Genomic DNA, 13,362 nt, shown 5'->3' on the forward strand with positions numbered 1-13,362 from the left:
GAGGGATTTCCATGAACATAGCCATTATCGGCTGTGGAACGATGGGCATGACCCATGCCCATAACCTGGGGAAGATGCCCGGTGTTAAAGTGTCTGGCGTTGCAGACTTGATTCAGAAGCGTGCAGATCAGGCTGCAGAAGCCTGCGGTGCAGTGCCATATAAGGATTGGGAGCAGATGCTTGAGCAGGTAAAGCCGGATACGGTAGCCGTATGTTTGCCGACATATCTGCACAAGTCGTTTGTGTTAAAGCTTGCCGAGCGAGGACTTCATATTATTTGTGAAAAGCCTGCGGCCTTGACTCTGGAAGACGCCAAAGCGATGGAAGCCGCATGCAGTAAGCATGGCGTTCGGCTGTTTATCGGCCACGTTGTCCGCTTCTTCCCGAACTACCGGAATGCGTTCGATCAGGTACGATCCGGAAAAATCGGCGAGGCTAAAATGGCACATTTCAAACGTCACGGTTCCTATCCGCTAGGAGTGAGTTTTTGGTACCGTGATCGCTCCAAGAGCGGCGGAGTCATTATGGATCTGATGATTCATGACATCGACTTTGCCTGCTGGTTGTTCGGAGACGTGGAATCCGTATATGCTTCGGTTACGAAGCCGTCCCTGTCCATGGAATATGCCCAGGTGACATTGAAGTTTTCCAGTGGAGCTATTGCCAATTTGACCGGATTCTGGGGATACGCTGGGCCGTTCACTACCCAGTTTGAAATATCCGGCAAAGAGGGAATCATCCGTTTTGACAGCAACCAGGTACAGTCGCTTGATTTGAAGGTCGCCACTGGCGGCGACGATCAGAAGGTAGCGGTTCAAGTGCCGTCGAGCCCGACGCTACATGATCCTTATTATGATGAAGTGAAACATTTTATCGAATGCATTCGCGAGGGCAGCGAGCCGATTGTCAGCGTAGCTGACGCTTGTCGGGCTGTTGAAATTGCTCTTGCATGCGAACATTCGGCTCAGACAGGACAACCCGTCCGCATGGGAGGGATTACGTCATGAACAAGATGAAAGTAGGATTTATCAGCTTTGCCCATATGCATGCTGTCAGCTATCTGAACGCTATGCTCCAGAGAAGTGATGTGGAAGTGATTGGAATCGCTGATGAGGATGCTGAACGAGTAGCTCCGTTCACCAGCGATCGAGGAATTCCTTACTATGCAGACTATAACGAGCTGCTTGCGCAGGACATCGATGCAGTTGTAATCTGTTCGGAAAACGCCCGACATGCGGAGCTCACTTTCAAGGCAGCCGAAGCAGGTAAGCATGTGCTCTGCGAGAAGCCGCTTGGCTTGTCCGAAGAGGAAATGATAAGTATGATCCGGGTATGCAGGGAACAGGGCGTTCAGCTGATGACAGCATTCCCGTGCCGTTTCCTGACAGCGGTCCGCCAAGCGAAGCAGGCAATTGACGAAGGCAAAATCGGTGATATTCTAGCCATGAAAGGTACGAACCGCGGTACGATGCCCGGCGGCTGGTTCCTTGAGAAGGAGCATTCCGGCGGCGGTGCGGTTTTTGATCATACCGTCCATGTCATGGACTTGATGCACTGGTTTACAGGCAGCGTAGCGGAGGAAGTATATGCCCACGCAGAAACGTTATTTCATGACACGGACATTGATGACGCAGGCATGGTGCATGTGAAGTTTGCGAATGGTGTGTTTGCCGTGCTGGATCCAAGCTGGTCCCGCTCTAGCAGTTTCCCGACTTGGGGTGATGTGACATTAGAGATCATCGGAACCAAGGGGACGCTCTCCATCGATGCGTTTTCCCAGAAGAACGATTTGTACAGTGATGCAGCTCAGAAAGCCAACTGGAGTTACTGGGGTGACGATATGGATACCGAGCTGATCAACAGCTTTGTGGACAGCATTGTCCAAGGTAAGCCAGTTAGCGTTTCGGGCGAGGACGGTTATCTGTCCGCCCGCGTGGGCCTTGCCGCTTACGAGTCAGCCCGTACGGGCCAACCGGTCCAATTGAAGCCGCAAGGATAAAAGACTGGCCCAGCGCCTTTATAGCAATGTACGTATTTAAGAGGAACATCCTTGAAGCAGCCGCTTCCGGAGTTCCTCTTTATTTTGTTAGAGGTGCACGACACTGGTTTTTGAATAAATTGGATAATCGAGGCAACTTTTATCGTCATAGTTCCGTCTTGCAGCAGTATATCCTCTCGAGAATTTGTCGTCCAACATCGTTGAGGTCGGTGCAGAGATGTATTCTTCGAACGAGGATGGCACAGTTGTAATTGTGAAGCGGGAGGACGGAAGGTATGACAAGTTCACAGGGAGGGGCGATTAGCAGGGATGCTGTACTCCAAATGGATGGCCGCTGAGCTGATGGGTGTTAGTATCATGTTGGGATAAGTAATGTTGTATGTTATACAACACTGGAGAAGCAGAATACCTGAACCTACTGGTATTGTTGTAGAATATACAACAATCCTTCTTGAGAAGAGGTAACTAAGTAATTTCCTATCCCTATTATTGTATAAAGTGCAACAATTCGTCCTTAGCCGCTATATCTCGAAATATTGTTGCACTTTATACAACACTCACTAAATCCTGTGGATCATTTGAATAGTTAGGAATTCCGTACGTAAGAAGGTTTCATTCAAGTACTGGTGTGTCTTCAATCATATGGGCTGCTACAATTTTCAAGCACTATGTTTTGAATAAAGCCTAAAACGTATTTCAGACAATGATGAGTTAGCTCGGAGCAGCGGAGCAGACGAAACAATTCTGGAGAAGCGACAGCGCTTGCCTAAAAGCTTTCCAAAGGAAAGATACATCGGAAGCATAAGCTGTCCCCGAATTTCTACCGTTGATTAGTATATTCAAGGAAATTCGGGGACAACAGCAATCGGAAGAATGTTTCGTAGGCGGAGCGTCTCAGAACAGAAACAGCAGGAACAAAGGAATGTTTCGTACGTGGAGCGTCTCCCAATAGAAGCAGAAGTAGCACAAATACAGAAACAAAAGGACGCTCCCTCAGGCCACAATTGACCTTGGGGAACGCCCTTTTTAACGTGTTCACTGATTAGAAAATCCAAACAAAATAAATGACAGCCGCCAGAACGATACGATAAATCGCAAACGGTACGAGTTTGATCTTGTTGATCAGCTTCAGGAAGAAGCGAATCGAGATCAGCGCGAACACGAATGCGCTAATGAAGCCCGCGATAAAGAACGGCAGCGCGCTCATCGTGAAGTACTCCAAGTTTTTCAACAAGGACAGGAAGCTTGCACCGAACATGATCGGCACGGCCATAATGAAGGTGAAGTCCGCAGCAGTGCGGTGATTCATACCTAGCATAACACCGCCTGAGATCGTAGATCCCGAGCGGGAGAATCCAGGCCAGAGAGACAAACACTGAATCAGACCGACACTGAACGCCTGCTTGTAGGTGATCTGGTCAACCGTAACGGTAGTAGGTGCTTTTTTGCTGCTGAATTTGTCTGCGATAATCATGAAAATAGCGCCGATTACTAGGCCGATCAATACCGTTTCTATAGAGAATAAGTGTTCATCGATGACGTCTTCAAACAATACACCCAGCACACCAGCAGGAATCAAGCCTACAATAACCTGGGTCAGCTTCAAACGTCCGGTTCCGACAGGGGCACCCAGTTCCGGTTTTTTGCGCTTAATGTTCAGAAGATCGAGGAAACGGTCTTTGAACACGACAAGCACGGCGAGAATAGAGCCCAGTTGAATGACAACCTTGAATGTATTGGCTACATACTTGGTCAGAAACTCCTCCGATTGCAGCCACATATCGTCAACAATGATCATATGGCCTGTAGAGGATACAGGAGCGAATTCGGTCAAGCCCTCCACCATACCGAGAATAATGGCTTTAATAAACAAAATAAAATCCATAAGTGCGAATCTCTCCCTTGCTTTGAATAATAGTACAGGTTCTTATTGAGCAGATTTTTTTCGCTTGCGGATGAAGAGAACAACGAATACAATTGCTGCCACCGCTATAACGGCATAGGCTATGTTTGAGTATACATCCATGAAGGCCAGTATGTCTTCCCATGATTCTCCGAGCGCAGCGCCTATGGATACGAGTAATACGTTCCAGATCAGCGTTCCGAGCGTTGTAAACAGCAGGAACATTCCGAATTTCATGTTGGACATACCCGCAGGAATGGAGATCAGGCTTCGGATCAGGGGAACCATACGGCAGAAGAGTACAGTCCAGTAGCCATATTTGTCAAACCAGGCATCTGCTCTGCGAATGTCCTCTTTTTTGACCCGGAGAATGTGGCCCCAACGGTCTATAATCTTCTCCAGTCTTTCCACATCGAGCAGCAAACCGATACCATACAGTATAACAGCTCCGATGACCGAGCCCAAAGTGGCTGCTAAAATAACACCGGGAATCGTGAGATCCGTATAGGTTGTCATGAATCCGCCAAAGGTTAAAATAACTTCCGATGGAATCGGCGGAAATACATTTTCCAGTGCGATCATCAGAAAAATTCCAAAGTAACCGAACTGCTCCATAAAATGTGTAATCCAGTTTTGCAATACGTACACCTCTTTCAATTCACTAACATGATTGTACCAAAATTGTTGTTATATAAGTGCTTTCTTGAGCTTTCGCAGGTACTGGCTTCGGATGAACAGGAAATACAGAACTTGCGCAATCAAAAAACCGATAAGCACCACACCCATCTCTGCGGCAATAGAAAGGAAGAAATAGCTCTGAAGCGCAATGAACGCAAAAATACTATGAAGGATTGCTGTGCCAATCGGTACGAAAAACAGAAGGGCCAGCTGTCCTGTGACAATCCGGCTGAATTCACGGTCTGTGAGCCCAATTCTTGACACCGTAGCGTAGAAACGGAAATCATAATCCAGATCGGCATACAGGCGGAAATATAAAAAGCTGCCGGCCGCTATGAAGAACACGGTCCCCACGAGCAGGGCTGCAAACAACATCATACTGAACTGGCTGCTCATTAGAGCAAACAGCGTTCCGCTGATCGTGAGTGCATACGACTCATTCATCTCATAACGAACGTCCCCTCTGGTCGTTAAGTGGGATGCGATGCCTTCGGTTTGTCGGAAATCTTGAACATAAAAGCCTGTATATCGATCCATTCTCTCTGGTGACGAGATTTGTTCGAAGCGAGAGTCACTAACAACAAGCCCGCCTAATAAAGAATCCTCGTATAGCTCTGGTAGCAAATATTCTGGAACCGCGACATGACGGGTATATCCAATCTCTGTAACTTCGGCTTTAGAACCACGGAGTGTGTAAGATGCCTGAGCGCGCTCCCGGATATGAGTCCGGTTATTTTGCGAATTGACGAGCACCAGAGCATCGTTTCCGGTTAAAGGTTCTTCGTCAAAAGGAAATCCGGCTATCGTAGCTGCCTTCCGGTAATCAGAAAATGACAGCAGCGGAAGCAGATCCGGAGGATTTTTAATGGTCGAAGACACAACCCCAACATATTTAACCGGCAAGGATATGGATTCAAATGAAATAGATCGTTCGGTTAGTTCCTGCCGAATTTCCAGAAGGTGTTCAAACTCCGAGGGGTCACCCTCTTTGGCCATATAACCCACGGCTGCGGGAAAATCTTCGTTGAATTGCTTGGTCAGTACGGGTATGGAAGCAAACACGCCTACAGAACAGAACGAAACAGCAAGTACTGTCGTTACCATAAACAGCATTTGCGCATTATCTTTTAATCGATAATTTAGACTCGAAAGTGAAATTAACCGGGTTCGGTTCCAGGTGAACAGCCTGCTGCGTTTCAGTAACCGTATCAGGAAAATGCTGAGCTGTGAATAAAGTAAGTAGGTGCCAACAATAGTCATCAGGGTCACGGGAAACATGCGGTAAATAAGTGAAGCTGCTGTTGTCGTTGCTGCCAGCGTGTAGCTGCTCACCAAGAGTGCTGCGGCCAGAAGCGCCAGAAGTGGTGACACCTTAGCTTCGGTCTTTGGCTTTTGTCCGGACCGGAACAATTCGATTAATGTAACCGGACGAAGCAGCAGGGATGTAAAGAGCGAGATCAGGATAAACAGAAGCATGTAACCGCCCACGGTCAATCCAATCGCTTGCAGCGACAGATGAAATGGCAAGGAAGGGACGTCGAGAAATGCGGCCCCGGCCATCAGAAACAGCTTGCCGGTGATGATCCCGGACGTCATTCCGGTCAGTATGGAGCCGATGCCGATAATCATATTTTCGAGAAAGACCATCTTATTAAATTGGCCTTGTGTCATCCCGTGCATGAACAGGACGCCGAATTCGCGTTTTCGTGTTTTGAGAAAAGAGCTCACCGAGTATAGCACGAAGAAAAACGAGAAGATATACATGATCAGCTCGGCCCCTATCATAGCCTGCATAACGACAGGGTAAAATGCCTCATCCCTGATCTCCGGGTTAAAGATGAACAACGCACAAACAAAAAAAATCATGACCGAAAAGGAGCTGCTCAGAAAGTAAGCGGCGTAGGTGCGCTTGTTCCGGACAACATTCCTAAAAACGAATTGCCGAAAGGTCATGGTTTCCTCCTCCGAGCAGAGCAAGCATATCGATAATCTTCTGGAAAAAAGCCTGGCGGTTGTCGCCGCAGTATATCTCATTATAAAGTTGGCCGTCTTTTATGAACAGGACACGGTCACAGTAACTGGCTGCTACCGGATCGTGCGTCACTATCAGCACGGTGGCTGAGGCCTCTTTGCTCATCCCCGACAAAGCCTGCATGACATCCTTCGATGCCTTGGAATCCAGATTTCCGGTCGGCTCATCAGCAAGAATTAGAGAAGGCTGCTGTATAAGCGCTCGTGCGATAGCCGTCCGCTGCATTTGTCCGCCAGAAATCTCATACGTACGTTTGTTCAAAATGGACTGGATTCCGAGTTTGTCTGCAATCTCACTCAGCTTTCTGTCCATTTCGCGCAAGGATTCCCCTTCCAGCGTAAGAGGGAGAACGATGTTCTCCTCCACCGTTAGTGTGTCTAGTAGATTGAAGTGCTGAAACACAAATCCTAGCTCGCGTCGACGGAAGAGCGCAGCCTCCTCACGGCCCAGAAGATGCGGATTGCGCCCGTTGATGTTCACTTCACCGGCTGTCGGCTGGTCTATGGTTGCGATCAGGTTGAGGAGCGTTGTTTTTCCGCTGCCGGAAGGGCCCATAATGCCAACAAATTCACCCCGCTCGGCAGAGAAGTGAATATTATGCAGAGCCTGATGTGCCACTCGGCCTTCGTAAATTTTAGTTAGATGTTTAACGTTTAGGATAGGCACTCTTGCTCACACTCCTTGCCTGGTATCTTTATTGTAGGACAGTAGCACAGACTGCCGCTATGGCGATAACTTACAGTTACCTTACAACTCTGTAAGGTTCAAACACTGTGAAATGTAATACGGACGGTGGTTCCTTCTCCAACGGTGGATTCAATATGGAGATCATGGCCCAGCTTGCTGCAAATTTGCTGCACCAAATACAGTCCCATTCCGGTTGATTCCTGATAACGTCTGCCGTTTTCTCCGGTGAAGTAAGGATCAAATACACGCGGAAGATCGCTCCCAGGAATACCGATCCCCTCATCCCGGATTTCCAGAACAATGCCTTGGTCTTGGCGGTAACCTTTGAAAAATAGTTTCCCTCGTTCAGAGGGGGTGTAACGGACGGCATTTGTAATGAGCTGTGAGAGCACAAAGGACAACCATTTTTCATCGGAAGTGATCGAAATACCGGCTTCAATATCAATAGAAGGAAAAATCCTCCGGCGGATAAAGAGACGTTTCTGCTCCGATGCTGCTGACCGTACAATTTGCTCCAGCTGTAAAGTCTCGACATAGAAATCCCGCTCGAACGTATCGAGGCGTGCACTGTACAATACGAGATCAAGCCCCTTTTTTAGACGGTCTAGTTCGTCACCGATGGCTGTGGAGTCGGGGTCGTCCTTTTTCTGCAGGATCAGATGAATGACCGATATGGGGGTCTTCATTTGATGGGCCCATTGGTTGATAAACTGAATATGAGACTCGATTTTATGTTTATAGTTATGCAGATCGGTAGTGTAATGCCTGAATTGGCTCCGCAGCACTTGCTGCAGTGCCTCGGCGAGCGGGGTTTGGGAAGGTTCGCGGGAGAATTCCTTCTGGAACGGTTCCGGAGAAGCATGTGGCTGCTCTAATCTTTTGTAAAATGTGCGGTTGGCGACGTAACGGAAGATGAGGTAACCAGCCAGCAGACAGCCGCTGATCAAGCAGGCATAGATACTGACTGACATATTTCTGTACCCGTCCAGCCAGTAAACTAGCGTAATGATGAGAAGCTGGGCCATGTAAACAAAGATCAGCGGTCGCTGCTCACGTAGAAACAGTTTCATATCTCTTCACTCCAATTCGGATTGAGGCGATAGCCGCGTCCCCTTATCGTCTGTAACCCTTCTTCAATACCGAATTGAGCAAGTTTTTTGCGTACACGGGTTACGTAGACATTGAGGGTGTTATCGTCCACAAAGACCTGGTCATCCCATATTTTCTCCAATAGTCGATCCCGGCTTACCACTTGTCCAGATCGCTGCATGAGCTCGTCCAAAATTTTGGCTTCCGTGTGGCTAAGATCAATCTGGGAATCGCCTAGCGTTAAGGAAAGGCGTTCAACGTCCAGCGTCAGACCGGCAACAGTTAGCGTACGCTCGTTATTTGAGGATGCGTAGGAGCCATAGGCCCGGCGTAGCTGGCTTTTGATTTTGGCCATAGCAATTTCATAATCAAAGGGCTTTGTTATATAATCGTCAGCACCGTTTTCCAGTGCCATCACCTGATCCATTTTGCCGTCACGAGCGGAGATGAACACGATAGGACAGGTGGAGATGCTGCGGAACTGGCGGCACCAGTAATATCCATCATATTTGGGAAGATTGACGTCAAGAAGGACAAGTTGCGGATCATACTGTTCGAATTGACTGCGTACGGACTCAAAGTCGTCTACGGACTGAGTCATGTAACCGAATTTATGAAGATGCTCTTTGAGCAGGCTGACCAGATGATAGTCATCCTCGACGATAAATATTTTAAACATATTGATAAGTCCCTCTCTCTAGGCATAGCATTACATACGTATCGACTGTAATTGTACCAAATTGTTGGACACAAGGAAAAACGACGCAAATTAGAGCGGATTCCGAAGTGGAAGCTATAAATTACTTTTAAATTGTGATTCAAATCCTGATTTGATTTTTTAAAGTACTATACGATGGATCTTGTTAAGAGACACATGATCAATATCATTCAAATCAGGAGGGCGATATAGATGAATGAAGTAATGCTGGAAAAGGATATTTTCTGGGTAGGAAAAATTGATGATAGAGAAGTGCCATTTCATAGATTAATTTTAGCAAAAGGGACGACTTACAATGCGTACTTGTTAAAAACAGAAAAGCCGACGGTAATCGATACGGTGGATTTGGAGTTTGGCAGAGAATTTGTAGAGTATTTAAGCGAATTGATCGACCCTAAAGAAATCCAATATATCGTCATTAACCATACGGAACCCGACCATTCAGGTGGATTAGCAGCGTTAGCAGGAAGAGCACCTGATGCAACGATTGTCTGTACAGAAATTGCAGTAAATGAATTAAAAGAAATGTACAAGCTTCATAGCAGAAATTTCCTGGTAGTAAAGGATGGAGATATATTAGATATCGGAGGCAAAACACTGAAGTTCAAAGAAACCCCATATCTTCACACAGAAGAAACTATGATTACTTATTGCATCGAAGATAAAATCTTATTCCCTTGTGATATCTTTAGCACACATGTTGCAGGTAAAGAGTTTTTCGCTGATGAAGCGGGCTATGATATTACAGAAGATTTTATTGGCTACTACAACGCGATTATTCACCCACATAGAAGATATGTAAGAACATTAATCAATGCATTAGAAGAATTAGATGTTCAGATGATTGCCCCTTCCCACGGCTATATTTTACGAAACGACATCCAAAAGTATATTGATCTCTATGCAACATTGAGTGCGGATACGGTTGAAGGCAAAAAAGTAACGATTGTATATACAACGATTAGGAACAGTACGAAAAAGATAGCAGAATATTTAAAGAAAATTTTTGAAGAAAATAACATCCAAGCGTCTGTTTTCAATGCGGATAAGTCAGATCAAGCTGAAATCCTCGAAAGCATTAAGGAAGCCGATGCCGTATTCATCGGAAGTTCGACGAAATATGCGGATATGATTGGTAATCTGGAGGATCTGCTTAAAGAGCTGACAAAGATGGATCTTGAAGGAAAAATTGGCGCTGCCTTTGGGTCATACGGTTGGAGCGGAGAAGCTACTGAAGTTATTCAAGACTACCTTAACCAGACAAATATGAATGTTCAAAGCACCTCACATGTTATTAAAACGACGGGTATGACGCATGTGGAGTTTCCTGTAAGAGTGAGATTTGCTCCTAAAGATGATCAGTTGAAAAAAATTGAGCATTCCGCTACTTACGTGGCCGATTTACTGCTAAGTGCAATCTAGTAACATGATAAGTGGGTGAAAAAATGAATAAAAATTATTGTATCATCGGAACGGGTGTTGCGGCTGTAAATGCAGCGAAAGCAATACGAGACCTGGATCAGGGATCGAATATATTATTAATTGGAGCCGAAACATCATTACCCTATAACAGAATCAAATTGTCAAAAGAATTATTTTCAGACTTGGGCAGTGAAAAAGTGCTAATTAAGAAGGAAAAATGGTATCAAACTCAAAATATTCAACCCCTGCTTCATACAAAAATCGAACGTATTGATACCGATAACCATACCCTCCATACGTCAACGAGTGAAACGATTCAGTACGATAAATTGCTCATTTGTACGGGGGCTAAAAACCGGAAGCTGCTAATTGATGGGGCAGATAAAAAAGGGGTTTTTACCATTAGAGAAATGCATGAAGCAGAAGACTTCAAAGCATTTATAGAGGATAAAACAAGCATCGTAAATATTGGCGGGGGAATTCAAGGTTTAGAAACGGCCTGGTCCATTTTTAAGGCGGGTAAAAAGGTTACGATTGTCGAAGCTGCGCCAAGGCTAATGGCCAGACAGCTGGATGATAAAACAAGCGCTTTACTCAAAAATAAAATTGAAGAAGCAGGCGTAGATGTTCATTTAGATACCTCCATTAAGCAGATCATGGGTGGAGATGAAGTAGAAGGGATCGTACTGGGGGATCAAACCATTTCTTGTGATAGTGTAATCTACTCCATCGGAGTCGTTCCGAACATCGACCTAACAGAAAACACACCAATCCATACAGGCAAGGGTATTATTGTGAATGAGCGAATGGAAACGAACATTAAAGGTGTTTATGCAGCTGGAGATGTAATAGAGCTAAATGGTGAAGTGGAAGGTCTATGGGGCCCGGCGATGGACCAAGGAAAAGTGGCGGGTAAGAATATGGTGTCTGTTGCTGAATCTTATCAGAAGACGACTCCGTTTACGGTGTTCAATGCCTTTAATCTTTCTCTGTTTTCAATTGGATTCATAGATGAAAGCCGCTGTGATACAACGATCATTGAGGAAGATGGTGCTGAAAAATACACTAGAGTCTTTATTAAAGATAATAAAATGGTTGGTGTTATTTCTCTTGGTGACATGTTGGGGTCTATTCCGTATAAAACAGCTATTGAAAGCGGAGTTTCATTAGATGGGATTAATCTGAACGATATTTCTATACAGGATTTAATGAGTGAAGTGAAAGGTCGGCTTACGATACCCGCTTAAACAACAAGGAGGATTTCGAAATGAAAAAATACATTTGTTTACCCTGTGGTTACGTTTACGATCCGGCTGTCGGGGATCCTGATGAAGGTGTTGATCCCGGGACTTCATTTCAGGATTTGCCGGAGGATTGGGTATGCCCGGTGTGTGGCGAAGACAAAGATAAATTTGCAGAGATAGAAGAATAAGATAACGGCACATATATCATTTTTTAATTGGGGCTGTCCCAAAAGTAGTTTTCAAACTTTGTGAAACAGCAAGTGTTTACAAGACAGTCGATGATTTAACGAAAAGAGCGAGTTTGAGGGTCATATCCCCATCAACACTCGCTCTTTTTCTTGTAATGTTGGAGGACGAAGCGATTCCGGAAAAGCGTGAGCGGTTAAAGCTTTCCAAAGGAAAGCTTGCATCGAAAGCATACGCTCCTTTGTCCTCGAATTTCTTCCGCTAAGGAATAATTCAAGAATTTGAGGGCAAGAGCGATTGTAGGAACGCTTCGTACACGTAGCATCTTAGGGGGCGTCCCAGGTCAATGGTTCCACATGAATATGACGTTTTCGCGAACCGCATTGGCAATTTGACGGGAGGATACTTTGGAGCCAGCTCCCCTTATGAAGCAGTGTGATTCAAAACATAATACGCCCTTTAGCATAATGATATATTTTTGTTATTGATATTGATTCTCAAAGTATTAGTAGATTGATAATAAAATTTCTTATTAGGTGATGATAATGAAGGAACATAATTGTAACCATGATAATCACAAAATGATAGAGCCCTGCCCTAAAAAAGTTCCGATTTTCAAGGAATTATCTGATGAGGAAATCTTAAAAGTAGCTAAAATGACGAAACACATCCATTTCAAAAAGGGGCAAGCGCTTCTGCACGAGGGCGAGAAATCAGACAAATTATTTATTGTGAATAAAGGGCAAGTAAAAGTATCTAAATTTACTGTTAATGGGAAAGAACAAATTTTATATATTTTGACAACTGGCGAGTTTTTTGGGGAGTTGCATCTTTTTAATCATGATGAAGTAAACAATTTTAGTGTATATGCCATTGAAGACACAGTGATTTGCCTGTTAACGAAAGATGATATTGATCGTATTATGGAAGCCAATCCTGAAATTGCACTAAAACTTTTAAGAGCGGTGACAAAACGGTTAGCCCATATAGAAAATTTAGCACAGAATTTAGCAACTAACGATGCTGAAGTAAGAATCGTACAAATGATATTGGAATTCTGCCAAAAGTTTGGAATGAAAAAAAATGAGGGAATTCTTATCGAATTACCCATAACACGAGAAGAAGTGGCGAGTTACGTAGGTGTTGCAAGAGAAACGGTAAGCCGAAAATTCAGCAAGTTTGAGGATTTAGGTTTAATAACTTTATCAGGTAATAAACAGATCTTTGTTAAAAATCAGTTAGCTTTAAGGGAATATTTACATTTGATATAGGGCTAAAGTGCACCCCTTTAAATGGATATTGGGATAACCGATTGGTTGATCCGATGAAATTTTAGGAAGTGCACTTTTTTAAATACTATGATATGAATGGAAGAAGATAGAAATGGAAGACAGAGGGAAGGGA

The 13,362-nt window shown here is 44.9% G+C and carries 12 protein-coding genes; 6 read left to right on the forward strand and 6 right to left on the reverse strand.

The window, feature by feature from the left end; translation table 11 throughout:
* Positions 1 to 11 precede the first annotated feature (11 nt).
* Positions 12 to 1,007 (forward strand): Gfo/Idh/MocA family protein, encoded by a 996-nt coding sequence (locus MNQ98_RS03885; protein WP_241932003.1) that lies wholly within the window; start codon positions 12 to 14, stop codon positions 1,005 to 1,007.
* Positions 1,004 to 1,999 carry a Gfo/Idh/MocA family protein gene (locus MNQ98_RS03890; protein WP_241932004.1) on the forward strand — a complete coding sequence of 332 codons (996 nt, stop codon included), beginning with the start codon at positions 1,004 to 1,006 and terminating at the stop codon, positions 1,997 to 1,999. The genes MNQ98_RS03885 and MNQ98_RS03890 overlap by 4 nt, the downstream gene beginning before the upstream one ends.
* Positions 2,000 to 3,041: 1,042 nt before the next feature.
* Here MNQ98_RS03890 and MNQ98_RS03895 read toward each other — a convergent pair.
* The 6 genes from MNQ98_RS03895 to MNQ98_RS03920 all read right to left on the reverse strand — a co-directional run bounded on the left by MNQ98_RS03895 (position 3,042) and on the right by MNQ98_RS03920 (position 9,067).
* A complete protein-coding gene (locus tag MNQ98_RS03895; protein WP_208915874.1) occupies positions 3,042 to 3,884 on the reverse strand; it encodes an undecaprenyl-diphosphate phosphatase in 843 nt (280 codons plus the stop codon).
* Between the two features lie 42 nt (positions 3,885 to 3,926).
* Entirely contained in the window at positions 3,927 to 4,541 is a 615-nt protein-coding gene (locus MNQ98_RS03900) for a DedA family protein (protein WP_241932005.1), read from the reverse strand.
* Positions 4,542 to 4,589: 48 nt separating this feature from the next.
* The gene (locus MNQ98_RS03905) at positions 4,590 to 6,533 is read right to left on the reverse strand and encodes an FtsX-like permease family protein (protein ID WP_241932006.1); all 1,944 of its coding nucleotides are present in this window, start codon (positions 6,531 to 6,533) and stop codon (positions 4,590 to 4,592) included.
* Positions 6,508 to 7,278: an ABC transporter ATP-binding protein gene (locus tag MNQ98_RS03910; RefSeq protein ID WP_241932007.1), complete on the reverse strand. Its 771-nt coding sequence runs from the start codon at positions 7,276 to 7,278 to the stop codon at positions 6,508 to 6,510. The genes MNQ98_RS03905 and MNQ98_RS03910 overlap by 26 nt, the downstream gene beginning before the upstream one ends.
* Before the next feature lie 98 nt (positions 7,279 to 7,376).
* Entirely contained in the window at positions 7,377 to 8,369 is a 993-nt protein-coding gene (locus MNQ98_RS03915; protein WP_241932008.1) for a HAMP domain-containing histidine kinase, read from the reverse strand.
* Complete coding sequence (locus MNQ98_RS03920) at positions 8,366 to 9,067, reverse strand: response regulator transcription factor (protein ID WP_241932009.1); 702 nt, start codon at positions 9,065 to 9,067, stop codon at positions 8,366 to 8,368. Before MNQ98_RS03920 ends, MNQ98_RS03915 begins: the two co-directional genes overlap by 4 nt.
* A gap of 231 nt (positions 9,068 to 9,298) precedes the next feature.
* Here MNQ98_RS03920 and MNQ98_RS03925 point away from each other — a divergent pair, with 231 nt between their 5' ends.
* From MNQ98_RS03925 to MNQ98_RS03940, 4 genes are all read left to right on the forward strand, one after another.
* Complete coding sequence (locus MNQ98_RS03925) at positions 9,299 to 10,528, forward strand: FprA family A-type flavoprotein (RefSeq protein ID WP_241932010.1); 1,230 nt, start codon at positions 9,299 to 9,301, stop codon at positions 10,526 to 10,528.
* Positions 10,529 to 10,551: 23 nt separating this feature from the next.
* Positions 10,552 to 11,775: an NAD(P)/FAD-dependent oxidoreductase gene (locus tag MNQ98_RS03930; protein ID WP_241932011.1), complete on the forward strand. Its 1,224-nt coding sequence runs from the start codon at positions 10,552 to 10,554 to the stop codon at positions 11,773 to 11,775.
* Between the two features lie 20 nt (positions 11,776 to 11,795).
* A complete protein-coding gene (gene rd, locus MNQ98_RS03935; protein ID WP_241932012.1) occupies positions 11,796 to 11,960 on the forward strand; it encodes a rubredoxin in 165 nt (54 codons plus the stop codon).
* A 543-nt stretch (positions 11,961 to 12,503) separates the two neighbouring features.
* On the forward strand, positions 12,504 to 13,229 hold the full coding sequence (locus MNQ98_RS03940; protein ID WP_208915865.1) for a Crp/Fnr family transcriptional regulator: 726 nt from the start codon (positions 12,504 to 12,506) through the stop codon (positions 13,227 to 13,229).
* Positions 13,230 to 13,362 lie beyond the last annotated feature (133 nt).

The sequence above is a fragment of the Paenibacillus sp. N3/727 genome, assembly GCF_022637315.1.
Classification (GTDB): Bacteria; Bacillota; Bacilli; order Paenibacillales; family Paenibacillaceae; genus Paenibacillus_AQ; species Paenibacillus_AQ uliginis.

Excerpts from the sequence above, each read along its gene's own strand:
- MNQ98_RS03920 (WP_241932009.1), bottom strand. The coding sequence starts at position 9,067 with ATGTTTAAAATATTTATCGTCGAGGATGACTATCATCTGGTCAGCCTG.
- MNQ98_RS03915 (WP_241932008.1), bottom strand. The coding sequence starts at position 8,369 with ATGAAACTGTTTCTACGTGAGCAGCGACCGCTGATCTTTGTTTACATG.
- rd (WP_241932012.1), top strand. The coding sequence starts at position 11,796 with ATGAAAAAATACATTTGTTTACCCTGTGGTTACGTTTACGATCCGGCT.
- MNQ98_RS03925 (WP_241932010.1), top strand. The coding sequence starts at position 9,299 with ATGAATGAAGTAATGCTGGAAAAGGATATTTTCTGGGTAGGAAAAATT.
- MNQ98_RS03885 (WP_241932003.1), top strand. The coding sequence starts at position 12 with ATGAACATAGCCATTATCGGCTGTGGAACGATGGGCATGACCCATGCC.
- MNQ98_RS03940 (WP_208915865.1), top strand. The coding sequence starts at position 12,504 with ATGAAGGAACATAATTGTAACCATGATAATCACAAAATGATAGAGCCC.
- MNQ98_RS03930 (WP_241932011.1), top strand. The coding sequence starts at position 10,552 with ATGAATAAAAATTATTGTATCATCGGAACGGGTGTTGCGGCTGTAAAT.
- MNQ98_RS03890 (WP_241932004.1), top strand. The coding sequence starts at position 1,004 with ATGAACAAGATGAAAGTAGGATTTATCAGCTTTGCCCATATGCATGCT.
- MNQ98_RS03895 (WP_208915874.1), bottom strand. The coding sequence starts at position 3,884 with ATGGATTTTATTTTGTTTATTAAAGCCATTATTCTCGGTATGGTGGAG.
- MNQ98_RS03905 (WP_241932006.1), bottom strand. The coding sequence starts at position 6,533 with ATGACCTTTCGGCAATTCGTTTTTAGGAATGTTGTCCGGAACAAGCGC.